Annotated in this window: 22 protein-coding genes and 1 riboswitch; of the genes, 8 read left to right on the top strand and 14 right to left on the bottom strand. The window is 55.6% G+C overall.

Translation table 11 applies throughout. The features are described 5' to 3' along the window. Positions 1-207 precede the first annotated feature (207 nt). Positions 208-1326, bottom strand: a complete 1119-nt coding sequence (locus QVF11_RS13385) for an ROK family transcriptional regulator (RefSeq protein WP_287857408.1) — start codon at positions 1324-1326, stop codon at positions 208-210. Positions 1327-1344: 18 nt separating this feature from the next. Further along, positions 1345-2175 (bottom strand): glycerophosphodiester phosphodiesterase, encoded by an 831-nt coding sequence (locus QVF11_RS13380; RefSeq protein WP_287857406.1) that lies wholly within the window; start codon positions 2173-2175, stop codon positions 1345-1347. Positions 2176-2388: 213 nt separating this feature from the next. Here QVF11_RS13380 and QVF11_RS13375 point away from each other — a divergent pair, with 213 nt between their 5' ends. From QVF11_RS13375 to QVF11_RS13360, 4 genes are read left to right on the top strand one after another with little or no spacing between them, the layout of a single operon-like run. Continuing rightward, positions 2389-3456, top strand: coding sequence for an ABC transporter ATP-binding protein (locus QVF11_RS13375; protein WP_287857404.1), 1068 nt, complete (start codon positions 2389-2391; stop codon positions 3454-3456). Next, positions 3453-4319 (top strand): ABC transporter permease, encoded by an 867-nt coding sequence (locus QVF11_RS13370; protein WP_287857402.1) that lies wholly within the window; start codon positions 3453-3455, stop codon positions 4317-4319. The genes QVF11_RS13375 and QVF11_RS13370 overlap by 4 nt, the downstream gene beginning before the upstream one ends. Next, the gene (locus QVF11_RS13365; RefSeq protein ID WP_110274846.1) at positions 4316-5152 is read left to right on the top strand and encodes an ABC transporter permease; all 837 of its coding nucleotides are present in this window, start codon (positions 4316-4318) and stop codon (positions 5150-5152) included. The genes QVF11_RS13370 and QVF11_RS13365 overlap by 4 nt, the downstream gene beginning before the upstream one ends. Before the next feature lie 21 nt (positions 5153-5173). Next, positions 5174-6247, top strand: a complete 1074-nt coding sequence (locus QVF11_RS13360) for an extracellular solute-binding protein (protein WP_112214875.1) — start codon at positions 5174-5176, stop codon at positions 6245-6247. Between the two features lie 35 nt (positions 6248-6282). Here QVF11_RS13360 and QVF11_RS13355 read toward each other — a convergent pair whose 3' ends face one another. Further along, the gene (locus QVF11_RS13355) at positions 6283-7482 is read right to left on the bottom strand and encodes an NAD(P)/FAD-dependent oxidoreductase (RefSeq protein ID WP_112214867.1); all 1200 of its coding nucleotides are present in this window, start codon (positions 7480-7482) and stop codon (positions 6283-6285) included. Positions 7483-7716: 234 nt separating this feature from the next. On the opposite strand from QVF11_RS13355, the gene QVF11_RS13350 reads away from it, so the two are divergent. Then, positions 7717-8223, top strand: coding sequence for an RrF2 family transcriptional regulator (locus tag QVF11_RS13350; protein ID WP_287857399.1), 507 nt, complete (start codon positions 7717-7719; stop codon positions 8221-8223). A 126-nt stretch (positions 8224-8349) separates the two neighbouring features. On the opposite strand, the gene dtpB is transcribed toward QVF11_RS13350, so the two are convergent. Further along, positions 8350-9822: a dipeptide/tripeptide permease DtpB gene (gene dtpB / locus QVF11_RS13345; RefSeq protein WP_287857397.1), complete on the bottom strand. Its 1473-nt coding sequence runs from the start codon at positions 9820-9822 to the stop codon at positions 8350-8352. Between the two features lie 263 nt (positions 9823-10085). After that, the gene (gene uspA / locus QVF11_RS13340) at positions 10086-10523 is read right to left on the bottom strand and encodes a universal stress protein UspA (protein WP_004126268.1); all 438 of its coding nucleotides are present in this window, start codon (positions 10521-10523) and stop codon (positions 10086-10088) included. A gap of 380 nt (positions 10524-10903) precedes the next feature. Here uspA and uspB point away from each other — a divergent pair, with 380 nt between their 5' ends. Then, a complete protein-coding gene (gene uspB / locus QVF11_RS13335) occupies positions 10904-11239 on the top strand; it encodes a universal stress protein UspB (protein WP_110274851.1) in 336 nt (111 codons plus the stop codon). Positions 11240-11307: 68 nt separating this feature from the next. On the opposite strand, the gene pitA is transcribed toward uspB, so the two are convergent. Then, complete coding sequence (pitA, locus tag QVF11_RS13330; RefSeq protein WP_287857394.1) at positions 11308-12804, bottom strand: inorganic phosphate transporter PitA; 1497 nt, start codon at positions 12802-12804, stop codon at positions 11308-11310. Between the two features lie 230 nt (positions 12805-13034). On the opposite strand from pitA, the gene QVF11_RS13325 reads away from it, so the two are divergent. Continuing rightward, the gene (locus tag QVF11_RS13325; RefSeq protein WP_287857392.1) at positions 13035-14228 is read left to right on the top strand and encodes a BaiN/RdsA family NAD(P)/FAD-dependent oxidoreductase; all 1194 of its coding nucleotides are present in this window, start codon (positions 13035-13037) and stop codon (positions 14226-14228) included. A 38-nt stretch (positions 14229-14266) separates the two neighbouring features. Here the strand turns inward: QVF11_RS13325 and QVF11_RS13320 are convergent, their stop codons facing one another. Both QVF11_RS13320 and QVF11_RS13315 read right to left on the bottom strand, forming a co-directional pair. Next, the gene (locus tag QVF11_RS13320; protein ID WP_112214862.1) at positions 14267-15280 is read right to left on the bottom strand and encodes a magnesium transporter; all 1014 of its coding nucleotides are present in this window, start codon (positions 15278-15280) and stop codon (positions 14267-14269) included. A 56-nt stretch (positions 15281-15336) separates the two neighbouring features. Next, positions 15337-15520, bottom strand: a riboswitch (M-box (ykoK) riboswitch). A gap of 97 nt (positions 15521-15617) precedes the next feature. Then, a complete protein-coding gene (locus QVF11_RS13315) occupies positions 15618-16532 on the bottom strand; it encodes a LysR family transcriptional regulator (protein ID WP_287857391.1) in 915 nt (304 codons plus the stop codon). A gap of 102 nt (positions 16533-16634) precedes the next feature. Between QVF11_RS13315 and QVF11_RS13310 the strand changes: the two genes are divergently transcribed. Next, positions 16635-17543 (top strand): DMT family transporter, encoded by a 909-nt coding sequence (locus QVF11_RS13310; protein ID WP_287857389.1) that lies wholly within the window; start codon positions 16635-16637, stop codon positions 17541-17543. On the opposite strand, the gene nikR is transcribed toward QVF11_RS13310, so the two are convergent. Genes nikR through nikA form a run of 6 tightly spaced genes read right to left on the bottom strand, consistent with a single transcriptional unit; the run spans position 17538 to position 22831 of the window. Beyond that, positions 17538-17954, bottom strand: a complete 417-nt coding sequence (gene nikR, locus QVF11_RS13305; RefSeq protein WP_112214859.1) for a nickel-responsive transcriptional regulator NikR — start codon at positions 17952-17954, stop codon at positions 17538-17540. The two genes, QVF11_RS13310 and nikR, sit on opposite strands and share 6 nt — an antisense overlap. A 3-nt stretch (positions 17955-17957) precedes the next feature. Then, positions 17958-18728, bottom strand: a complete 771-nt coding sequence (gene nikE / locus QVF11_RS13300; protein WP_287857386.1) for a nickel import ATP-binding protein NikE — start codon at positions 18726-18728, stop codon at positions 17958-17960. Beyond that, positions 18725-19489, bottom strand: coding sequence for a nickel import ATP-binding protein NikD (gene nikD, locus QVF11_RS13295; protein ID WP_287857384.1), 765 nt, complete (start codon positions 19487-19489; stop codon positions 18725-18727). The genes nikE and nikD overlap by 4 nt, the downstream gene beginning before the upstream one ends. After that, the gene (gene nikC / locus QVF11_RS13290) at positions 19489-20322 is read right to left on the bottom strand and encodes a nickel ABC transporter permease subunit NikC (protein ID WP_287857382.1); all 834 of its coding nucleotides are present in this window, start codon (positions 20320-20322) and stop codon (positions 19489-19491) included. Before nikC ends, nikD begins: the two co-directional genes overlap by 1 nt. Continuing rightward, on the bottom strand, positions 20319-21263 hold the full coding sequence (gene nikB / locus QVF11_RS13285; RefSeq protein WP_287857380.1) for a nickel ABC transporter permease subunit NikB: 945 nt from the start codon (positions 21261-21263) through the stop codon (positions 20319-20321). The genes nikC and nikB overlap by 4 nt, the downstream gene beginning before the upstream one ends. Then, positions 21263-22831, bottom strand: coding sequence for a nickel ABC transporter substrate-binding protein (nikA, locus tag QVF11_RS13280; protein ID WP_287857378.1), 1569 nt, complete (start codon positions 22829-22831; stop codon positions 21263-21265). The genes nikB and nikA overlap by 1 nt, the downstream gene beginning before the upstream one ends. Positions 22832-23037: the final 206 nt, after the last annotated feature.

The raw sequence follows: 23037 nt of genomic DNA, 5'->3' as shown, positions 1-23037 counted from the left end.
TTGACGCGCCTTGCCCGGGCTACGGATTCGTGCGGTCTGGTAGCCCGGATAAGGCGTCAGCCGCAATCCGGGGATGTCGCTGACTGAAATATTGTGCGCGTTTTCCCGGGGGCGGCGCTTGACGCGCCTTGCCCGGGCTACGGATTCGTGCGGTCTGGTAGCCCGGACAGGTGCGCAGCACCGCCTCCGGGGATGCCTTCTTTTCTGCTAGCTCTGCCCTTCGTTAATCACCTGATATAGCGGGATCATCGCCGCGCCGCGTGACGCGCTCTGCGCCCCCATTGAGGATGCGGCCAGCTTCACTTTCGGGCGATTGGGATCGAGCCGGGTTTCCAGCCGTTGATTCAGATCCTGCACCAGGCGGCTGATAATCGGTTTCGGCATTGCGCCGCCGAGCACAATGATTTGCGGATCCACCCATTGCACGCAGCCGAACACAGTCTGTTCCACCTGGCCACGACAGCGTTCAAACCAACTCTCCAGCAGCGGATGCTGCCCGGCAATCAGCTCCGGTAGCTGAGTTTCACTGAACCCTTCACGTTCAAGCAGGGCAAGCAAATCCTTATACGACGGGCGCGGTGTACCGGACGGAAACGCCATCCCGACTTCACCGGCATTGCAGAACCCGCCGCGCAGCATTTTATGCCCGGAGATAATCCCCGCGCCGATACCGTAGCCAAGGTCGATAAAGGTCAGATCGCTGTAGGCATTCCATTCGCCGCTGTACAGCTCGCCTACCGCCGAGGCGTTGGCATTGTTCTCCACCCACGTCGGCCACGGCAGGTTGTCGCCAAACGCCTGCTGAAGATCCACTTCACGCCAGCTCTCCAGCCACGCGACGCTATGGCGCTTACGGCCGTCCGCTTTTAAAAAACCCGGCACCGCATAGCCAATACCGAGAATACGCGCGTGCTGGAGCTGGCGCTTTTTCAGCGTCTGCTCCACCAGGGTTTTGATCTGCGCGAGAGTAGCCGCCAGCGGCTGATTCTCCTGATGCGCTTCGGAAAGTGACAGCATCTGGCGGCCGCTAAGATCGACCACCGTCATATCGATAAAACCAGGACTGAACGCCAATCCGATAGCGCATCCGCCGCCGGGGTTCAGGCGCAGCGGCAGCGAGGGCTGACCGCGCTGCCCGGTATTACGCTCGCCTTCCACCACCAGACCGGAGAACATGAGCTCCCGGCACTGCTGGGTGATAGCCCCCGCCGTCAGCCCCGATAGCCGCGCCAGTTCGGCTCGCGTCACCGGAGCATGACGACGGATCAGTTCCAGCAACAAACGCTGCGAACCGCGCAGCTCAAGGCGTTCAGATTGGGCGTTCATGGTGTCCTTATTTTTTATCTAACCCCATTGCAGGCCTGCTTCTTCAATCAGCCCCTGCAGATACGGAATATCATCGTGGCTGAGCATATCAATCAGCCCCGCCTGCATCCAGCCGATAATGACCGGGCGGCTGTCGCAGCCATATTTATAGTCATACTGCTCCAGCGGCGTCATGCCGTTTTTCATTTCATGCAGGTACATCCGCACGCCCAGCCCGGCCTGTTTATAGGCCCGCAGATCGTCGATATGGGCAAACTCGAACTCAAAACAGACGCAACCGGCATTTGACTGCTGCACCGCCGCGAGCTGGTTATTGTAACGCTCCAGCGTCACTACCTGTAACGCCAGCTCCGGAATCTGCTCCTTCACCCGGTTGATCAGCACATGGTTGAAGCCCAGCAGCTGGATATGGCCGATGGCCTTTGGCAGCTGACGAAGTAGCGTGACCAGTGCCGCCACAAACTCGTCATGGCGGTTGCGCTGTTTGACCTCAACAATCAACCCCATGCCGTTTTCCACCGCCCAGCACAGCACGTCCGCCAGGAGGGGGATCTGCGTGCCGGCAAACGACGGATGGTATTTCACGCCAAAGTCGCACGCCAGCAGCTGCGGGTAGGTCATCTGCTCAACAAATCCGCGCCCGGTGGACACCCGGTCGATGCGGTGATCGTGCGTGACGACCAGCCGATCGTCCGCCGTCAGGTGGATATCGATTTCAATGCAGTGGGTGCCCGCCCGGCGGGCGGCTTCAAAGGCCGGAAAGGTGTTTTCCGGCGCGCAGCTGGAATAACCCCGGTGGCTGTTGGCCAGCACAATTCCCTCTGCCGCCCGGTGAAAGTTAAACGCCATCTTTGGTTCCTCATGATGAAAGATGGTTATTAACTTTACTATTTAAATTTAAATGAGAAAGCGATTTTTACCCCACCACTATCAAGGTATTGTTTTTAAATAAATTAATGTTGATATATATACATATTTTAATTTTAAAGACCACCGTCACATAAATTTAATGTTTAGTGTGTAAATTTAATATTCATCTTTTAGTCGACGGAAAACAGACTCATGTCAAAGCTGGTTCTTGAGCAGGTAACCAAAACGTTCGGCGAATTCTACGCCGCCAGGGAAATCTCGTTCTGCGCTGAAGAGGGGGAGTTCGTCACCCTGCTCGGGCCGAGCGGCTGCGGTAAAACCACCCTGCTGAAAATGATCGGCGGCTTTCACCAGCCGGACAGCGGACGCATTCTGATTGGCGATAAAACGGTTAACGCGCTGCCGCCGGAAAAGCGTAACACCGCCATGTGTTTCCAGTCCTATGCGCTGTTTCCGCACCTCAACGTGGCGCATAACATCTGCTTTGGCCTGAAACAGAAAAAGGTCGCCATCGGCGAACAGCAGACCCGGCTGGCGGAAGCGCTGAAGCAGGTGGGGCTGGAGAGCCAGCGCCTGAAAATGCCAGCCCAGCTTTCCGGCGGACAGCAGCAGCGCGTGGCGCTGGCGCGGGCGATGATCACCCGCCCGGACGTGATCCTGTTCGACGAACCGCTCTCCAACCTCGATGCCAAGCTGCGCGAAAGCGTGCGTTTTGAAATCAAAGAGTTGCAGCGGCAGTACCAGCTCACCTCGATTTACGTCACCCACGACCAGGCGGAAGCGCTGGCGATGTCGGATAAAATCGTGGTGCTGAACGCCGGAAACGTCGAGCAGATCGGCAAGCCGGAGGAGATCTATTACCGCCCGGCCAACCGCTTTGTGGCGGACTTCATCGGCGCAGCCAATATCGACACCGCGCAGGTCACGCCCGCAGAGCTGCCGGGTTATTACCGGGTACGCTGCGCCCTCGGCGAGTTTTATGTGCATTCCGCCCAGCCGCCGCGCGCGGAGCACTGCTATATCTGCTGGCGACCAGAAGACGCGCAGTATGTCAGCCAGCCACAAACAGGCGACAACCACTTCACCCTGACGCTCGACAAAATGGCCTTTATGGGCAACCTCACCGAAGCCTGGGGCCACAACGACGGCGGACTGTCGGTCCGTTTGCAGCTAATCAAAAAGCCGCCCGTCGCCCCCGGCGAGCGCGCCTGCTTCCGTCTGGCGGAAAACGCCATCCATTTTCTGGAGCCGGTATCATGAAAAACTGGCGCAACGATGCGGTCGCCTGGCTGCTGATGCTCAGCGGGCTGGGCACCATTCTGCTGCTGATGGGATCGACGTTTTACGTGGTGATCGTCCAGAGTCTGGGCTGGTTCAACCTCGAAGGCGACAGCCATTTCTCGCTGGAGTACTGGCGCAATATGTTGCAGGACGAGGTGCTGCAAAGCGCCCTGTTCTACTCCGTAAAAGTGTCGCTGCTGGGGGCGTTCGGCTCGGTGATTTTCGCGTATCCGCTGGCGCTGTGGTTGCGTAAGCCGATGGTCGGTAAAGAAGGGATTATCGCGGTGCTGCGTGCGCCGATGTTTATCCCCGGTCTGGTGGCGGCGTTCCTGTTCGTCAATATCGTCGCTTACCACGGCATCATTAACGAATTGCTGCTGGCGCTGGGGATTATCAGCGAGCCGCTGCGGATGCAGAACGATGACTTTGGCTGGGGCGTCGTTATCCTGCAAATCTGGAAGAACCTGCCCTTCGCCCTGATCCTGGTCGGCGGCGCGGTCAACGCCATTCGTAATGACGTACTGGACGCCGCCAGCAATCTCGGCGCCAGCCGCTGGCGCAGCTTTACCGGCGTGGTGGTACCGCTGACGCTGCCCGCCGTGCAGGTGACGCTGATTCTGGTGTTTATCGGCGCGCTCGGCGACTTCGCCTTCTTCTCGGTGGCCGGTCCGCGCAACACCTACTCGCTGGCGCGGCTGATGCAGGCCACGGCTATGGAGTACGGCGAGTGGAATAACGCGGCGGTGATTGCGGTAATCATTATGGTCACGGCGGCCCTCTGCACCTTGCTTATCGCCACGCTGATTACCCCGTTCGCCACCCGCAAAGGAGAGGTCAAATGAGCCACACTACCAACGGTCGCCGGGTGGTGACGATTTCACTGATCTTCTTCGTAGTCGCCAACCTGGTCTGGCTGGGCATGCCGTTCGGCATGGCGATCCTCTGGTCGCTGGTTGACCCTGCCCATCCGTGGAGCTACCCGGATATCTTCCCGCCCGTATTATCGTTCAGCCGCTGGCTGCTGGTCTGGGAGAAAACCTCGCTCTCTGAGGCGCTGTTCAACAGCTACACCATTGCGCCTGCGGTGGCAGTGGTCAGCCTGCTGCTGTCGCTGCCCACAGCCTACGCCTTCGGGCGCATGACCTTTCGCGGCAAGGCGGTGGCGGAGATGCTGACGCTGATCCCGCTGGTGATGCCGGGGATGTTGATCGGGATTTTCTTCAGCGCCATGCTCATCAATCTCAATATCGACAACGCCTTTATCAGCATTGTTATCGGCCATACGGTGCTGACGCTACCCTATTCTATCCGCATTATGTCGGCGGGGTTTAAGGCGGTGCCGCAGGACTTGATCGACGCCAGCCGCGACTTAGGCTCAGGCGCGTGGGGCACCTTCTGCAATGCCTATCTGCCGCTGCTGAAACCAAGCTTTCTGGCGGCGCTGATTTTTTGTCTGGTGCGAAGTCTGGAGGAGTTCAGCATCTCATATGTGCTGGGCGCGCCGGATTTTATCACCGTCCCAACCATTCTTTATTCCTTCCTCGGTTACTCCTTTGTGCGCCCGGACGCGGCGGTGGTATCGATGATTCTGGTGATCCCCAACGTCATCCTGATGGTCATCATCGAGAAGCTGCTGAAGGGGAACTATCTGTCGCAATCCACGGGGAAAGCCTGACCTTTTACAGGAGATAATATGATGAAAAAAACAGTAATGATTCTGGCGGGCGGCCTGCTGTGCAGCTCTCTGGCGCTGGCGGCGGATAATCCCGACCTGATTGCCCAGGCGAAAAAAGAGGGCAGTGTGACGTTTAACGTCTGGTACCTGCAGCCGCAGTGGCGCAGCTTTGTGAAGGACTTTGAGCAGCAGTACGGCGTTAAGGTGCGCATTCCGGAAGGCAGCATCGACGGCAATATGAACAAGCTGCTGGCGGAAGCGGGCAAAGCAAAGGGCAAAATCGACGTGATCGCCCTGTCAGTGGCACAGTTACCAGTGACGACAGGGGCGAAAGCGCTGGCAAAAGTGGACGATCTTCCAGGCTATGGCGACGCCATTCACCAGATTCAGAACGTCGATACCCAAGGTTATGCCGTGGCGTTTTGGGGGAATCAGACCGGGCTGGTCTACGATCCGCAGCAGATGGGCGATCGGGCGTTACCGCAGACTATGGAAGACCTTCAGCGTTTTATCGATGCCAATCCAAAGCGCTTTGGCTATAACGACCCGAATAACGGCGGTGCGGGAGAAGCCTTTATTCAGCGTGTCGTTACGACTCAAAGCGGTGAGTTTGACAGCGAGTCGGCTACCGTTGATGCCGCAGTAGTAAAAAACTGGCTGAAGGGCTGGCAGTGGTTTGCCGTCAATAACGACAAAATCACCCGTACCGCTTCCGGCGCTGACAGCCTGACGCGCCTGAACGATGGCGAGCTGATGCTGACGCCTGCCTGGGAAGACCATCTGGCTGGCCTGCAAAAAACCGGGGCCATCACCTCGCGGCTGAAATTTTACGTACCAGAGTTTGGTATGCCCGGTGGCGGTAATGTCGCGGCTATTGCCGCCAACAGTCAACATCCGGCGGCATCGCGGCTATTTCTTAACTGGCTGATTCAGGCTGAGACGCAAAAAGCGCTCAGTAAAGCCTTCGGCTCCACGCCGATGAACAAACAGGTCAGTCCGGACGTGAAACGCCCCGACACCGAGGTGCAATTTTACGGTAAGGCCTACAGTATGCAGATGAAGAAAGAGTTCGTACGCCAGGTGATGATGCAGTGAAGAATTCCCCTGCCGCTCTGGCAGGGGACGATCATTTAAACAAACGGGGCCAGCGGGTCGGCAATCTCGAACGCTACCGATTTATCGGCTTTTGGCGGATAAATCAGCTCGCTGACGATCGACATCTTGAGCTTTTTCGCTTCGGCGCGCGTTAACTTCACCTGCTGATCCCAGCCTTCGGTGTAAACAGCGCCCCACGCGCCCAGATCCAGACAGGTGACGTACATTTCCTGACGATACGGCAGCGGTTCAACGTTCAGCAGGCTTGCTGCCACATTGTTACCAGCAAATTTACCCAGCAGGATGGCGTGCTGACAGGTCATCAGCGCGTGATTGCCCTTATCATCGGTGGCGGCGTAAGCCACGTCGCCGGTGGCATAAATGTCTTCATGACCTACTACCTGAAGATTTGCATTTACATGCAGACGGCCCTGACGGTCGCGCGGCGCATCAATCTGTGCGGTCAGACCGTTAGCCTGAACGCCAACGGTCCATATGACCGTCTGTGATGCAATTGTCTGACCATCTTTCAGCGTCACGCCAGAGGCATCCACGCTCTCAACTTCGGAATTGACCATCCATTCTACGTTCAGCTCAGTGGAGGCCTCGGCAATCACATCGCGCAATTCCTGGCTCCAGCGAGCACCCGGTTGCGCACCACGTTCAACTACGACAACTCTGGTCTTAGCATCAGCACCGAGGATATCACTCAGACGACCCGGTAACTCCAGCGCCATCTCAATGCCGGTGAAGCCGCCACCGCAGACGACAACAGTATTACGCGCCTTGCTCTCTGGCTGCTTAGCCAGATCTTGCAGATGCTGCTCCAGCACGGCTGCACTCTCAAGCTGATCGAGGTCGAAGGCATGCTCTGCGGCACCGGCGACTATACTGCGATTCACCTGGCTGCCGCTGGCCAGAACCAGACGGTCATAGCGATGCAGGCGCGTTTCACCGTGGGTATCTTTCCAGCTCACCTCTTTGGAAGCCGGAAGGATTTTCTCAACCGTGCCGCGCAGGAAGGTAACACCGGTGACCTCGAACAGCGGTTGCAGTGGCGCAACCAGCGTCTGAACGGCGCTTTCATAAAAACGTGGGCGCACACGCAGTTCAGGTTGTGGCGCAATCACCGTAATATCAATGTCCTGCTGGTTTTTATCCGCCAGACGTGCGGCGCTCAGCGCTGCCCACATACCGGCAAAGCCAGCCCCGATGATCAAAATTTGTTTACGCATCACTGTTGTTCTCGCTGTTCACTATGATTCATTTACTCGGATTATATTGATCGTAGTTAATCGATGCAATGTCATTTGAAATACAGGGGGCGACTTTCGTTGTGATTTTTATTTATCTAATTGATAATTATTTAATTTAAATTTTATTGCTGTCCTGTCTTTTGCAATCTCACTGGAATCAGGAGAGCGGAAAAGCTACAATAAACTCAGATTAATTTTGGCTGAGATAAGAGCATGGCATTCTACAGTTCCGGGGTTGAGTACGGCATCCATAGTCTGATGTGTATGGTGGACAGCAAAGGCGATGCCCGCGATATGAGCGTGCGTGAGATTGCCGACCTGCAAAGTGTGCCCTACGATTACCTGGCCAAAATCTTCACCCGTCTGTCAAAGGCTGGGTTGGTGCGTAGCATCGAGGGTAAAGGCGGCGGTTTTCAGTTGGCGAAACCAGCTGAACACATTACGGTTCTCGATGTGGTAAACGCCATTGACGGTGACAAACGGATTTTTGAATGTCGCGAGATTCGCCAGCGTCTGGCGGTATTCGAAGAGCAGCCGCCGGAATGGGCCTGCGAAGGGATTTGCGGCGTTCGCTCGGTCATGGATATGGCACAGCAGCGCATGGAAGAGGCTTTAGGCCAGCACACCATACTCGATCTGGCGCGCAAAATGTACCGCAAAGCGCCGGATACCTTTGTGGTTGAAGTGCAGGAATGGATCGCCGGACGTAAAGGCGCATAATTGTCAGGTAGCCCGGCCAAGCGCAGCGCCGCCGGGAAACTCCCGGAGTCGGCGCTATCGCACCTCGTCCGAGCTACAGTGAAACGTAGGCCGGATAAGGCGTTAGCCGTCATCCGGCAACGATCATTACTGTTCGGTACTCGGTGTATTAATCATCCGGTTTAGCCAGGGTACCATCATTGCCATGACCACCGTTACCGCCAGCGTCACCAGACCGATTTTGCTGAAGACGTTGGTGTAGATTGGCAGCGTTTGTAGCGGGTCGGTAATATTGTCCGGCACGGCGGTGAAGGTGGCGACGTAGCCGCCCATCAGGAATGCGGCGGCCTGCGTCAGAAACCACATCCCAAGAATAAAGCCCATCAAATGCTGCGGTACCAGCGCGGCGACCATCGCCAGCCCCAGGGCGCTAATCAACAATTCTCCCAGGCTCTGGAACAGATAGACCAGCACGATAAACCACGGTGAAGTTAGCCCCTGCGCGTCGGCAAACCACATTCCCGCGGCGGCGGCTGTCAGAAAGCCGAGCGAGCAGAGAAACATGCCGAGCGTAAATTTCATCGGCATGGTCAGGTCTTTGCCTTTGTTACCTAAACGCGTGTAGATAGCGGCCAGAATTGGGCTGGCAACGACCACCCAGAACGGGTTTAGCGCCTGGAAGCTGACCGGGTTAATGGCGAAACCGAGTATTTCATGATGGACGTTATTGATCGCAAAGAAGTTCAGAGAGGTCGGCATCTGCGCGTACAAAATGTAGAACAGCACGGCTTCCAGCATCAGGATAAACGCGACGAACATTTTGTTGCGCCCGGTTTTATCCAGCTTGAAGGCCTCACGGAAGAAGAAAATCGTCACCACCAGGGAGAGGAAAATCAGCACCAGGTTGGCAATTTTAACGTTGTGCATCAGCCAGGCGCAGAGGTAAATCATGACCACGGTACCCGCCAGTACCAATAGCAGATTACGCAAATTCAGCGGCTTGTGGTCCGGCTCGGAACCGATGTCTTTCACCATTCCACGACAGGCGAAGTAAACCAGCAGAGCGACGATCAGCCCTGCGCCGCACAGGTTGTAGGTCACCGCATAGCCGTACTTTTCAGCAATGACTGGTGCTAGCGATAGCGACAGCAGCGAGCCAATGTTAATCGACATATAAAACAGGGTGAACGCGCCATCCAGGCGGGCATCTTTCGGCGGGTAGCACTTAGACAGCAGGCTTGCCGGGTTGGCCTTAAACAACCCGTTCCCCACCGCAATGGTCCCCAGAGCGATAAAAATCAGGTTGGGTTTTAGCAGCGACAGTCCGGTCATAAAGTAGCCTATCGCCAACACGACCGCACCCAGAACCAGCGTACGTTTGGTACCGAGCAGATGGTCGCCGACATAGCCGCCAATGGAAATCAGGCCATACACCAGGGCTGCGAACGCGCCGAAGGTAATAAACGCCTGTTCCTGGGAGAATCCGAGCTGTTTAACAAAGAAAACGGCCAGGATACCCTGAACGCCGTAATAGCCAAATCGCTCCCAGAGCTCCACAAAGAAGATCATAAAGAATGGGCGGGGCTGTTGCAGTAAGCCTGTCGGTGCGGGTGAGTTCATCTTTCTTCGCCTTTTTATCCTGTCCGGAAAAGTATGAACGCGTATGCCAAAACGCGCTGAAAAAGTCTTATGGTGCGTAATGATGTGATTATTTTATAAATTGATGGATTATTATATGGGTATAAAACGGTTGGATTGGTTGATCAATCTAACATTGTGCTGATTTTTTGGATTTATATTCTTTTGGTGGGTTGGCGAGTGGAGTGCGGCGGGAACAAACAAAAACGCCCGCATATGCGGGCGTCGGTCAGCAGGGAAAACGGTTATTCGTCTTCTTCGTCGCGTAGCGGAACAATCAGCATATCGACGTGAACGGTATTGATCAGCTGGCGAGCGGAGGACATCAGCTTGCTCCAGAAGTCCTGATGATGACCGCAAACCACCAGGTCCATATCATACTTTTTAATCGCATCAACCAGCACCTGGCCGAGGTCACCGCTGCCGCTCAGAGTCTCAGTAATCGGGTAACCTGCGTTGGTGGACAGTTCGCTTAACGCATGGTGTGTCTCTTCGGAAATGCGTTTCTGCATGTCGCCCAGATTGACATCAATAAGCCCGGTGTAGAGATCGGAGTAATTCACATCCACGTGGATCAGGGAAACTTTTGCATTGTAGGGACGGGCCATAGAAACGGCTTTTTCTACCAGTACTTTGCTTTCCGGGGACAGGTCTACTGCAATGAGAATGTGTTTGTAAGCCATGGTGTTACTCCTTCCATAAGTTGTCGATGACCGTTGGACCTGACAGCCAGCGCTGCCGCTTCGCCCGCGTCCTGCGTACCACATGCGCGGGGGTTAGTCCTTAAGGACTTAATTGTAGAAGATATTTCTACCTTATAGCGCCCCTCGCGCTTCGTCAATCTACCTTGTTCAGCAAATAGTTAAACAAATATATCCGATTTATGCATTGATAACGGTTAACGTTGTGGTAAAAAAATTAACGGATCTCCTACACTATTTAATGAGCCGATCGAATAAATAAACGTGATCGGAATCGCACTCTTTTACTGTACAGTCAATTTGATATTGGGGAGCGGTAGTCCCGGAGAGATTCTCCGAGGGCGGGTCGCCGGGGAGGAGGTATGATCAGCACGATTGCGCTGTTTTGGGCCCTGTGTATCGTTTGTGTGGTGAATATGGCACGCTACTTTTCGTCACTGCGTGCATTACTGGTTGTGCTACGTGGTTGTGACCCTTTGCTCTATCAATATGTCGACGGCGGTGGTTTTTTTACATCGCATGGGCAGCCCAGCAAGCAGATGCGTCTGGTTTGGTATATTTATGCCCAGCGCTATCACGATCATCACGATGATGAGTTTATCCGTCGCTGCGAGCGGGTTCGGCGGCAGTTTATACTCACTAGCGCGCTATGCGGCCTGGTGGTTGTGAGTATGATTGCTCTGCTTATCTGGCATTAGTCCGGCTAAAACCAAAAAAAACGGGCCAGTTTCCTGACCCGTTAATATTTTTTGCGCGTGCTATCCGCTTAGATAATCTTCAGCGAGAGCCAGTACAGCGCGCCTGACAACAGAATCGCTGCGGGCAGGGTGAGTACCCAGGCCATCAGGATACTGGTGACGGTTTTCTTCTGCAGGCCGCCGCCATCAACGAGCATGGTCCCCGCAACGGAGGAGGAGAGCACGTGAGTGGTGGAAACCGGCATACCGGTATAGCTCGCCAGACCAATCGATACGGCTGCTGTCATCTGGGCTGACATACCTTGTGCGTAGGTCATCCCTTTCTTACCAATTTTCTCGCCGATAGTGGTCGCCACGCGACGCCAGCCGATCATCGTACCGATACCCAACGCCAGAGCAACCGCCATGATAATCCAGATTGGCGCGTACTCGATGGTGCTCAACATATCGGTTTTCAGTTTCTTCAGTAGACGCTTATCTTCGGCATTCACTTCCGGCAGCTTCGCCACTTTATCAGTGGTGTCAGAGATGCAGAGCATCACGCGACGCAACTGGCTACGCTGTTCAACGGAGAGCGTGTCGTAGCTTTCAGTGCCGGTCAGCATCGTCTTCATGCGGTCAAGCGCGTTGATGGTGTTAGCCGGGTGGCAGTGAAATTCACCGTCAGCGGCGACACCCGTGCTCGGAGGCGGGATAACCTGTTCTGCTCCGGTCACTTTCTTCAACAGCTCAGGGCGCTGCTGGAAGAAGGTTTCCACGTTGTTGACCGCATCACGGGTACGGGTGATTTCGTAGCCGGAAGCGTTCATGTTGACCACGAAGCCCGCCGGAGCGACGCCGATCAGAACCAGCATCACCAGACCAATGCCTTTCTGTCCATCGTTCGCACCGTGCGAGAAAGCCACGCCAATGGCTGACAGAATCAGCGCAATACGCGTCCAGAATGGCGGTTTTTTCTTGCCGTCTTTCTTTTCACGTTCAGCAGGTGTCAGGTGGATACGAGCACGTTTTTTGGTATTGCTCCAGTAACGACGCAGGATGAAAATTAAACCACCCGCAACCACCAGGCCAACGATTGGCGAGATGATGAGCGAGCCGAAAATACCCATGACTTTCGGGATATTCAGCGCGTCCACGACCGAAGTGCCGGTCATCAGCGCATTGGTTAAACCAATACCGATGATCGCGCCGATCAGCGTGTGCGAGCTGGAGGCCGGGAGGCCGAAATACCAGGTTCCGAGGTTCCAGATAATTGCCGCCAGCAGCATGGAGAAGACCATGGCGAGGCCATGTGCTGAACCCATGTTAAGCAGCAGGTCGGTCGGTAACATATGCACGATGGCATAGGCAACGCTAAGACCGCCCAACAGAACGCCGAAGAAGTTAAAAAGGGCCGCCATCGCCACAGCAAGCTGCGACCGCATTGCGCGTGTGTAAATCACCGTTGCAACAGCGTTTGCGGTATCATGAAAACCATTGATCGCTTCGTAAAACAGCACGAAAGCAAGAGCAAGCAATAATAATAGCCCGGTATGTAAATCCAGACCGGCAAATAAATGTAGCATAGGACGTTACGCCATTTTGAGGACATGAACGCGGCGCATTATCAGTGACTTTCGCGGCGCGGGCAAAGTGAAATATAGACTTTTTTTGATTTTCTTCCTGTTTAAGTTTTACCTTGTTGGGAGTATTCCTATATCTTTCAATGAGGTACATAAGTGCAGTTTTTTTCCTGCTGGTGCGACCAGAGTGAAAAATTTACAATTCCCGACAATCGGGATATGAGGGATGTTGTGTGGAAAGGTTTGATGCCATCGTAATTGGCGCCGGAGCGGCGGGAATGTTTTGTGCAGCGCAGGCAGGGCAAGCGGGCTGCCGCGTGCTTTTGCTCGATAATGGCAAAAAGCCAGGTCGCAAGATACTGATGTCCGGCGGCGGGCGCTGCAACTTTACTAATATGTATATCGAACCCGCGGCATATCTCAGCCAAAACCCGCATTTTTGCAAATCTGCGCTGGCGCGCTACAGCCAGTGGGACTTTATCGACCTGGTTGGCAAACACAACATCGCCTGGCATGAGAAGACGCTGGGCCAGCTTTTTTGCGATGATTCAGCCGAGCAAATCGTTAACCTGCTGCTGGCCGAGTGTGAAAAGGGCGGCGTGCAAATTCGTCTGCGTACGGAAATTCTCAGCGTCGAACGTGATGACGAAGGTTACATGCTGCAGCTTAACGGCGACACGGTGGTGGCGAAAAAGCTGGTGGTTGCTTCGGGTGGGCTGTCTATGCCCGGTTTGGGCGCTTCGCCGTTTGGTTACAAACTTGCCGAGCAGTTTGGCCTGAAGGTGCTGCCGACTCGCGCCGGACTGGTACCGTTCACCCTGCATAAGCCGCTGCTTGAACAGTTACAGGTACTGTCCGGGGTTTCGGTGCCTTCAACCATTACCGCTGAAAACGGTACCGTCTTCCGCGAAAATCTGCTCTTTACCCACCGTGGGCTGTCCGGCCCGGCGGTGCTGCAAATTTCCAGTTACTGGCAGCCGGGAGAATTCGTCAGTATTAATTTGCTGCCGGATTGCCATCTTGATGAGTTCCTCGACGAGCAACGTGCGGCGCATCCCAATCAGAGCCTGAAAAATACGCTGGCGATGCAGTTGCCGAAGCGGCTGGTTGAGTGCTTGCAGCAATTAGGACAGCTTCCGGATGTTACTCTGAAACAGCTTAACGTTCGCGATCAGCAGACGCTTGTTGAGACGCTGACCGCGTGGCGCGTGCAGCCGAACGGCACCGAAGGCTATCGCACAGCGGAGGTAACTCTCGGCGGCGTGGATACCAATGAGCTCTCTTCGCGCACCATGGAGGCCCGCAAGGTGCCGGGACTCTATTTTATCGGCGAAGTGATGGACGTGACCGGTTGGCTTGGCGGATATAATTTCCAGTGGGCCTGGGCGTCAGCCTGGGCGTGCGCGCAGGCGCTGGTTGAAGAGTAACAGATGAGCCCGGTAGCTCTAACCACCGGGCGTAATAATCAGTTCAGACCAAGAAAATACTGGGCGATTTTGAAGTAGATAATCAATCCGGTGCCGTCGATAAGGGTGGCGATAAACGGTGCTGAAACCACCGCCGGGTCGATACCGATGCGCTTGAGCGTCAGCGGGATCACCGATGATACCACCGCGCTCCACAGGGTAATGCATACCAGCGTCAGGCTGACAATTAGCGTGATTTCCATGCCGATGCCCATCATCCACGCGCGCAGGCAGCCCGCCATACCGAGGGTGATGGCGATCAGCAACGAGGTGGAGACCTCTTTACGGATCACGCGCCCCATATCCCGTAGCCGCACTTCCCCAAGCGCCATGGAGCGCACCAGGGTGGAGGTGATCTGCGTCCCGCTGTTGCCGCCGGTACCAATCAGCAGCGGAATGAAAAAGGCCAGTGCAATCGCTGACTCCAGCGCTTCCTCAAAATGCTGTAATACGCTGCTGGTGTAGGCTTCGGCGACGAACAGTAGCAGTAGCCAGACCGAACGCTTTTTCCAGAGCGCCCACGGACTGGTTTCCAGATACGGCTTTTCCAGCGGCAGCGTTGCTCCCTGACGCTGGGCATCTTCAGTCACATCATCTTCCAGCAGATGGGCAATCTCTTTTTCCATCAGGCAGCCGACCAGCTCGCCCTTTTCGACTACCGGTACCAGGTCGAGACCACGCTCGGCCAGTTCGGCGACCACCTGCGGGCGCTCGTCGTCAGGCCTGACACGAAACAGACAGCTATCCATTAAATAACGAATGGATTGAGCGGTATCGCTCTCCTGGAGCAGCTTTTTAATCGACAAGCTACCGCGCAGTTTTTTCCCGGCGACGACAAAAACCTGGGCGGGGATCTCATCGCTGGCGAGCTGAGAAATGAAGAGTTCTCGTGCTTCATGAACGCTGAGATGCTCCGGCAGAGTAATGAAATCGGTACGCATGTACTGGGCGATGGCATCGCCGTCAAAAGCAGAGGTAGCCTGATGCGCGGCGCACAGTTGAATTGAAGACATGGTGTAATTCCCTATAAAAAATCACTCATAGGGGCGAACAAGACAGGATGAGCACAGGCAGATCCCTACGTCCTGGTTTTAGCACTGCACAACGTATCTGTCCGGCATGAACGCCGTCAGAAGTTACCTTGGCAACACCTTGATTCGATGGAAGCCTGTATTTCCCTGAGTGGTCTCTCTCGATACCAGCAGGGCGGTAACTTATATTTATGCAGGAGCCTCGCCATAACGAGATCGTTAAATGAGGCGTAATTATTAGCGAAGGTGGATAATTAACCAAGCGTATAATTCATATGGTTTATTAATTGTTGAGAAATCCTGGTTGTTCTCTGGCGATTCAGGGCTGACCGTCAAAGCGATGTATCGCCTGACGCAGGAAATCGACTACCCGCCGGGCTTCGGGCCGCAGTTCCGTTTGCCGCAGGCTCGCCACTCCGACGTCCATCCACGTCATACAATCGTCGACCGTGCGTCGCATCACGCGCAGCCCCTCAAGCGACCAGGGGCGCCAGACGAGGTCCGAAAGGATCGTGACGCCCTTACCCTGTGAAACAAAAGTGCGGATGGCCTCGAAGGAGTTGGTGCGATAGTGAATATCCGGCTGTCCGCCGCGCTGCCGCCAGACGTCAAGGATCACGGTGGGGTAGTCATCGGTCTCAAGCAGCAAAAACGGGACCTTTGCGATATCGGCTAGCCGCAGTTCCGGCTGGCTGAGTAAAGGGTGGCCGATTGGCGCCCACAGACGACGCAGGGAGCGCAGAAAAGTATCGATCGTCAGATCATCATCGTGGCGAATGTTTGACGTCAACACCAGGCAAAAGTCGACCTCCTGCTGATGTAAGGATGTTATCAGCGCCTGAGATGAACCCTCCTGAAAATGAATCTCCAGCAGCGGGAAGCGGCGCTCCAGCTCGTTATAAATGCCGGGCAGCAGATAGGCTGAGAGCGTTTCAGCGATGCCTACCCGCACGCTGCCGGTGGTCATTTCCGGCTGATTGTGCAGGTCGTTAATCGCAGCTTCGCTAGCGGAGAGGATTTTGCGCGCATGGCTCAGAAAGCGTTCCCCGTCGACAGTAAGCTCAATGCCCTTCGGATGGCGAACAAAGAGTTGCGTGTTCATAATCGTTTCCAGATTACGCATCGCGACCGTCATAGATGACTGAGAGATATGGCAACGCCCCGCGGCTTTTGATATTTGTAGCGTTTCGGCCAGCGCGACGTAGAATTCCAGCTGTCTTAGGGTGAACTTCATAGTTTCAAACTATACGCCTGAATGAAAACTTTATATTAGCACTGGCTTATTCGTGAGCAGTACCCTGAATGGCATAGGTTTAAGGTAAATCAAGGAGTTTGTATGCCTTATCTTCTGCTCGCGCTGGCGGCCTGCTTCTGGGGCGGTAATTATGTGATTGGTCACCTGCTGGTATCGCAGGTTGACCCTATTGTGCTATCAGCGCTGCGCTGGTGGGCCACCGCTATCCTGCTGATGATGCTCTACTTTCGCCAGGTTAAACAGCAGTGGCCAGCGATAAAACAGGCGAAAGGGATTGTTTTCTTTCTGGCACTGTGCGGCCAGGTTTTATTTCCCCTGACGCTCTATGTCGGTCTGCAATATACCTCATCATTGAATGCGGCGATTTATTTGTCGACGACCCCGGCGATGGTGCTGCTGATTAATCGCTTTATATTTCACGAGCGTATTTCGACGGGAAATATAGCGGGTGTGATATTAAGTTCCTGCGGTGTTATCTGGCTTATTTTGCAAGGGAACGTCACGGACTGGTCAACTTTGCGCAACCTGAATCGGGGCGATCTCTGGACCATGGGTTCGGCGATAAGCTGGGCGGCCTACTGCGCTTTTTTGCGCCTGAAGCCGAAAGCGGTGGCTGGTAATGGTTTTGTCGCCGTCAGCGCCTCGGTGGGGGCGATTATGCTGCTGCCGGTTTTGATGGCGAATACGCTACAGGCGGCCGATCTGGATTTAGCACCTTACCTGTCGCTGAATTTCCTTCTCGGACTGGCTTATCTGGTGATTTTCCCTTCCTGGCTCTCTTACCTTTTGTGGAATAAAGGTATTGCGGCGATTGGCGCCACGCGTGGGGAGGTGTTCTCGCACCTCATTCCGCTCAGCGGCGGCCTGTTCAGCATTCTCTTTCTGCACGCGCCGCTCTATACGTACCACCTGATCAGCGCACTGGCGATTGTCTGTGGTATTACCCTGTGCTCGCGTTCGCGCCGGGTTATTGAGTCCCACGCTTTATGAGTGAGAGGACTTCTCTTCCGTCGGCAGGCACTGCAAATGACCGTGGCGTACGCCGCGCTGGGCGATGACATCATCAGCAAAATGCTGAACATCGCCCATATCGCCTTTCAGCACGGCAATCTCCAGGCAGTCGTCGTGGTTGATATGGACGTGCAGAGTGGCGACGGAGAGATCGTGATGATGATGCTGAGTCGAGACTAAACGGCTGGCTAAATCACGTTTCTCATGTTCATAAACGTAGGAGAGTACCGCGAAGCCCTGAGTGCCGTGCTCCTGGGTCGTTTCCTGGGCCAGCGCGCCGCGCAGAATGTCGCGGATAGCCTCGGAGCGGTTGTTGTAGCCACGGCGCTGGCTCAGGCTATCCAGCGTTTCGAGTAAATCGTCATCAAGGGTGATAGTGACACGTTGCATCTGTTAGACCTTATTACGGCGTACGGGAAAGGCGGGAAGTACCGCATTTTGTAACACGCGACCGGCATGAGAAGAAAACGTTAATTTGTCGCCCACGGTCTGCGTCTCGACGATTTGCCCCTCGTCCATCACCATCACCCGCTGGCAAAAGCGTTCCACCAGACGCAAATCGTGGGTGATAAACAGGCAGGCGGTGCCGAACTGCTGTTGCAGTTTTTTGAGTAGCCGAATGACGCTTGCCTGGAGAACCAGATCAAGGTTAGACACCGCTTCATCAAGGATCAGCAATTTGGGCTCAACGACCAGCGCCCGCGCCAGGCAGACGCGCTGGAGCTGCCCGCCGCTCAGCTGCGGTGGCCGTTTGTCGAGTACGCTATCGTCCAGATCGACTGCATTGAGCATTTCACTGGCGCGGGCCAGCTGTTCTGGTTTTGTTAGCGACAGCAGGTGGCGCATCGGTTCACGCAAAATCTCACGCACCGTTTTCCGCGGATTTACCGCGCTGATGGAATCCTGAAACACCATCTGAATATCCCGGCGAAATGCTTTTTGTTTGCTGCGATTGAGGTGGGTGAGCGGCTCGCCGCGCCAGCTGACGCTGCCCTCGGTGGGTGATTCCAGCCCAACCAGCAGGCGCGCCAGCGTGCTTTTTCCACAGCCGCTACGTCCCAGCAGGGCGACGGTTTCGCCGTTTTTCAGCGCTAAAGAAACCTCTTTTAGCACCGGTAAGTTTGCGTATCGGTGTGAGAGCGTAGAGACGCTAAGTAATGTCATAAGGCCATCTCCAGCCCATACAGGGCGAGATGTGCGGCAACCAGATTGCGGGTGATGGGGTGCTGTGGCGCGTTGAAGATGGTTTCGACATTCCCCTGTTCCACGATCTTGCCGTTATCCATCACCGCTACGTCGTCCGCCAGCCGCGCGACGACGCCCATATCGTGAGTGACCAGCAGCATTCCGGGTGCACGGCTGCGCATTATGCTCTCCAGCAGATCGAGAATGCACGCCTGGGCGACGACGTCGAGATCGGTGGTCGGCTCATCGGCGATGATAAACGGCGTATCGCACAACAGCGCCATCGCAATCATCATCCGCTGCAGCATGCCGCCGCTCATCTCGAAGGGATAAAGCTTCAGCACGCGCTCAGCCTGATCCAGCCCCACGGACTCTAACGCACTGATAAGCGTAGCGTCATCTGATGGTTTGCCTAATGCCCGGCAGGTTTCCCGCGCGTGAGCTGCCATTGTATGCAGCGGATTAAAAGCGCTGCGCGGGTTTTGCATAATGGTGGCGATTTTCACACCACGCAGTTCGCAGGGTGAAATGGGTTTGCCATCCGCAAGGATTGTCCCTGCGGTTTGCCGTATGCCAGAGGGGAGAATGCCCAGTGCCGCCGCGCAGGTCAGGGACTTTCCGCTGCCGCTACCGCCGACCAGCGCCAGCACGCTCCCGCGTTTAAGCGTCAAAGAGACGCCATGCACCAGCGGACGTTCGGCCCGTAAGGTGATGTTTTGTAGTTCAATCTGTTGCGGCATCAGTGGACATGCTCCGTTTCCAGATGGGGGTCGAGATGATCGCGCAGTGCGTCACCCACCATATTGAAGGCCATCACGCTGATAAACAGCGCCAGCCCCGGCCAGAACATTTGCAGCGGCTGGGTCCAGATGTACTGACGGGCGTCGTTAATCATCACCCCCCATTCTGCGGTGGGCGCGGTCACGCCAAGGCCGAGGAACGACATCCCGGCGACGTGCAGCATCATATGACCGATATCCAGGGTCGCCAGTACCAGCAGCGATGGGATCACCGCTCCGGCCAGATGGTCGATAAATACCCGAACATGACCCGCGCCGGAAAGCAGTGAGGCAAGCACAAATTCGCGCTGGCGTAGCGAGATAGTCAGGCTGCGTACCATCCGCGCATACCACGCCCAGTGCGACAGGGCGATGGCGATAATCACGTTGGTCAGCCCGGTACCCAGAACGCCGACCATAAAAAAGGAGAGGATCGAGGTCGGGAAGGTCATAAACATATCTGCGATACGCATGGTGACCTGATCGACACGGCCGCCAATCAGCCCCGCGCTTCCGCCGACGATCAGCCCTAGCGCCAGAACTAACAGCAAACAGGCCATCACCGAACCGAGCGACACGCGGGTTGCCGCCAGCAGGCGCGAGAAAATATCGCGCCCCAGATGGTCGGTACCCAGCCAGTGTTGTCTGTCAGGTGACAGCAGGCGCGAAGGTAAATTAATCGCCTGCGGGTCGTACGGTAGCCACCACTGGCTGGTAAGCGCAATCACCGCCAGCAGGGCAATCACGATTAAAGAGAGGCGGACGGACCAGCGTGAAGAGAAGAAAAAGTTCACGAGTGCGCTCCTTCATGGCGGCGAATGCGCGGATCCAGCGCGGCGTTCAGCAGATCAACAATCAGGTTACAGACCACAAAAACGGTAACCATCATCAGTGTAAAACACTGAATGACCGGGTAGTCGCGGTTAAAAATCGCCGAGACGGCGTAGCGACCGACGCCCGGCCAGGCAAAGATATTCTCGATGATCATGGTGCCGCCTATCAGCTCGCCGATATGCATTCCGACGGCAGTGATCATCGGCAGCGAGGCGTTACGCAGGATATGACGGCGCTCGGTTTGCTTATCGTTGAGGCCGCGCAGCCGCGCCCAGGTCACGTGACGCTGCCCGGCGACCTCCAGCATACTGGCGCGCAGCAGGCGGGCGTTAATCGCCAGCGACATAAAGGCTATCGATACCGCAGGCAGAATGATGTGCTGCCAGCCGCCGTAGCCCATGGCAGGCAGCCATTGCAGGTAAACGGAGAAGAACATTACCAGCAGAAAGGCGAGCCAGAAGTTGGGCATTGAGACGCCGAGGAAAGCGATAACCCGCACAACAAAATCCGGCAGACGATCGCGGTGGCGCGCCGCCCAGATGCCGAGCGGTACGGAGGTGAGCAGGATCAGTATCAGCGCCGCGCCCGCCAGCTCCAGCGTGGCAGGAAGGAAGGTCAGCATATCCTCCAGTACCGGACGCTGAGTCGCGAACGAGATGCCGAAATCCAGGTGCAAGGCCTTCCACAGCCAGGCGCCGTACTGCACGATAAGCGGCTGATCCAGCCCCAGTATCACGCGGGTGGAAGCGACCATCTCCGGCGTCGGCGGCAGGTTCGACAGGCGCAAATAGTCGAGCGCCGGGTCGCCGGTCCCCAGGCGCAGCATTAAAAAGATAATCACCGAGGCGGCGAAAATCATCGGAATCAGCAGCGCCATGCGCCGCAACGCGTAACGCAACATCAGGGTTTCACCGGCTTAATCTGTTCAAACGGAATTTCAGAGGCAATTGGCGCGTAGGGAATCGGGCCCAGCTCCGGTCTGGCGACCACCATCATTGAGACATAGCTGATAGGCAAATAGACGGCGTCATTGTGCAGGCGGGTCAGAATGTCGCGATACAATGCCTGACGCTGGGTTTCATCGGCGGTTTCCAGCACCTCGCTAATCTCTTTATCAATGATCGGTTTATCGGCTAAGCCATGCTGGGCTTGAAAATCGGCGTGCGATGGGACGCGCATCGAACTCATAAAGGCGTGCGGATCGTACGGCGCGCCCCAGGTGCGGTTGAAAATCATGCCGAAGCGACCGTTGCGCTGGCGGGCATAAATACTGCTCTCTTCCTCGCCGACCAGCGCCACATCCACGCCAATCTGACGCATATCGGCCTGGATAATTTCGGCCATCGATTTGCTTAGCGCGTCGGTGCCAATAAACGCCAGCTCAATACGCAGCGGCTGGCCGTTTTTCTCACGGATATCTTTACCCGCGGGCATTATCCAGCCCGCTTTTTCCAGCAATGATTTTGCCTGCTGCGGGTCGTACTGGCGCGGTTTCAAGCCAATATTCGCGTAAGGGACGGTGGGAGAAAATAGCGTATCGGCTACCTGCTGGGTGCCGTATAGGGCGTTATCGATAAGCGATTTTTTATTTACCGCGTAGTTCAGCGCTTCGCGTACCGCCAGCTCGTTGGTGGGAGCCTTTGCGGAGTTCAGCGCCAGCATGACCGTTTCAATCGGCTGCGAAAGCTGGGTTCGGTAAGCGGGGTTGTGGCTGAAGCGGGCGAAGGTGTCGAGCGGCAGCAGCCCTTCGTTGCCATACAACAGGTCGATATCGCCGGTTTCAAACGCCACCGCACGGGTGGTCGGGTCCGGGATCACCTTGACGGTAATCTTTTGAATCTGCGGTTTTTCGCCCCAGTAACGGTCGTTACGTACCAGCACGTCGAACTGATTGAGCTTTGACTCTTGCAGCACCCACGGGCCGGTGCCGATCGGCGCTTTAATGCCGTGCAGGGTCTCGTTGTCTTTAAACTGCGAGGGGGCGATAAAGCGGAAAGGGCGCGGCAGCGCCAGCTCCTGCAGAAATGGGTAATACGCGCTTTTCAGGGTAATTTGCAGCTCGTTTTTGCTGAGTGCCTTGACGTTGACTATCTGATTGACCAACTCCAGCCAGGCGTGGCGCTGACGGTTATCCAGCACCGCGCGAAAGTTCTCTGCCGCAGCAACGGCGTCAAAGGCTTCGCCGTTCGAGAATTGCACATCGTCGCGCAGGGTGAAGGTCCATATTTTGCCGTCCGCCGAATGAGTCCAGCTTTTTGCCAGCCACGGGGTAACCGAACCATCCGCCTGATACTTCACCAGCGGTTCATAAACCATGCTCTGGGCGAACATCTGGTTGGGCGTATAGAGATGCGGATTGAGCGGCCCGACGTTGACCGGCCAGGCGGTGGTGATTTCGTTGGGGGCGGCATTGGCCAGCAAAGGTGCGCAGGCAATTAGCGCCAGCAGGGTGGTGCGGATAATAGACAAGGCTTTAGTCTCAGCGACAGGAAAGTATGACGATTTTAAGGATTCATCATACTTTCAGCGTAAGCTGGATCAATATTGGGCCTGAAAGTATAAGAAAAAAGTATATATTTTTTGACGGTATGAAATAGAGAACAAGCCTGCCGCAACCCTGGCACATCTCCCGGAGGCGGCGCTTGACGCGCCTGTCCGGGCTACCGGCCCGCAGA

Origin of the sequence: Klebsiella sp., assembly GCF_027492335.1 — a bacterium.
Classification (GTDB): Bacteria; Pseudomonadota; Gammaproteobacteria; order Enterobacterales; family Enterobacteriaceae; genus Klebsiella; species Klebsiella huaxiensis.
This window is presented reverse-complemented; position numbering and strand designations above follow the sequence as displayed.

What these genes read in the sequence shown, in the direction of transcription:
- QVF11_RS13385 (WP_287857408.1), bottom strand. Translation starts at nt 1,326, where the DNA reads ATGAACGCCCAATCTGAACGCCTTGAGCTGCGCGGTTCGCAGCGTTTG.
- QVF11_RS13380 (WP_287857406.1), bottom strand. Translation starts at nt 2,175, where the DNA reads ATGGCGTTTAACTTTCACCGGGCGGCAGAGGGAATTGTGCTGGCCAAC.
- QVF11_RS13375 (WP_287857404.1), top strand. Translation starts at nt 2,389, where the DNA reads ATGTCAAAGCTGGTTCTTGAGCAGGTAACCAAAACGTTCGGCGAATTC.
- QVF11_RS13370 (WP_287857402.1), top strand. Translation starts at nt 3,453, where the DNA reads ATGAAAAACTGGCGCAACGATGCGGTCGCCTGGCTGCTGATGCTCAGC.
- QVF11_RS13365 (WP_110274846.1), top strand. Translation starts at nt 4,316, where the DNA reads ATGAGCCACACTACCAACGGTCGCCGGGTGGTGACGATTTCACTGATC.
- QVF11_RS13360 (WP_112214875.1), top strand. Translation starts at nt 5,174, where the DNA reads ATGAAAAAAACAGTAATGATTCTGGCGGGCGGCCTGCTGTGCAGCTCT.
- QVF11_RS13355 (WP_112214867.1), bottom strand. Translation starts at nt 7,482, where the DNA reads ATGCGTAAACAAATTTTGATCATCGGGGCTGGCTTTGCCGGTATGTGG.
- QVF11_RS13350 (WP_287857399.1), top strand. Translation starts at nt 7,717, where the DNA reads ATGGCATTCTACAGTTCCGGGGTTGAGTACGGCATCCATAGTCTGATG.
- dtpB (WP_287857397.1), bottom strand. Translation starts at nt 9,822, where the DNA reads ATGAACTCACCCGCACCGACAGGCTTACTGCAACAGCCCCGCCCATTC.
- uspA (WP_004126268.1), bottom strand. Translation starts at nt 10,523, where the DNA reads ATGGCTTACAAACACATTCTCATTGCAGTAGACCTGTCCCCGGAAAGC.
- uspB (WP_110274851.1), top strand. Translation starts at nt 10,904, where the DNA reads ATGATCAGCACGATTGCGCTGTTTTGGGCCCTGTGTATCGTTTGTGTG.
- pitA (WP_287857394.1), bottom strand. Translation starts at nt 12,804, where the DNA reads ATGCTACATTTATTTGCCGGTCTGGATTTACATACCGGGCTATTATTA.
- QVF11_RS13320 (WP_112214862.1), bottom strand. Translation starts at nt 15,280, where the DNA reads ATGTCTTCAATTCAACTGTGCGCCGCGCATCAGGCTACCTCTGCTTTT.
- QVF11_RS13315 (WP_287857391.1), bottom strand. Translation starts at nt 16,532, where the DNA reads ATGAAGTTCACCCTAAGACAGCTGGAATTCTACGTCGCGCTGGCCGAA.
- QVF11_RS13310 (WP_287857389.1), top strand. Translation starts at nt 16,635, where the DNA reads ATGCCTTATCTTCTGCTCGCGCTGGCGGCCTGCTTCTGGGGCGGTAAT.
- nikR (WP_112214859.1), bottom strand. Translation starts at nt 17,954, where the DNA reads ATGCAACGTGTCACTATCACCCTTGATGACGATTTACTCGAAACGCTG.
- nikE (WP_287857386.1), bottom strand. Translation starts at nt 18,728, where the DNA reads ATGACATTACTTAGCGTCTCTACGCTCTCACACCGATACGCAAACTTA.
- nikD (WP_287857384.1), bottom strand. Translation starts at nt 19,489, where the DNA reads ATGCCGCAACAGATTGAACTACAAAACATCACCTTACGGGCCGAACGT.
- nikB (WP_287857380.1), bottom strand. Translation starts at nt 21,263, where the DNA reads ATGTTGCGTTACGCGTTGCGGCGCATGGCGCTGCTGATTCCGATGATT.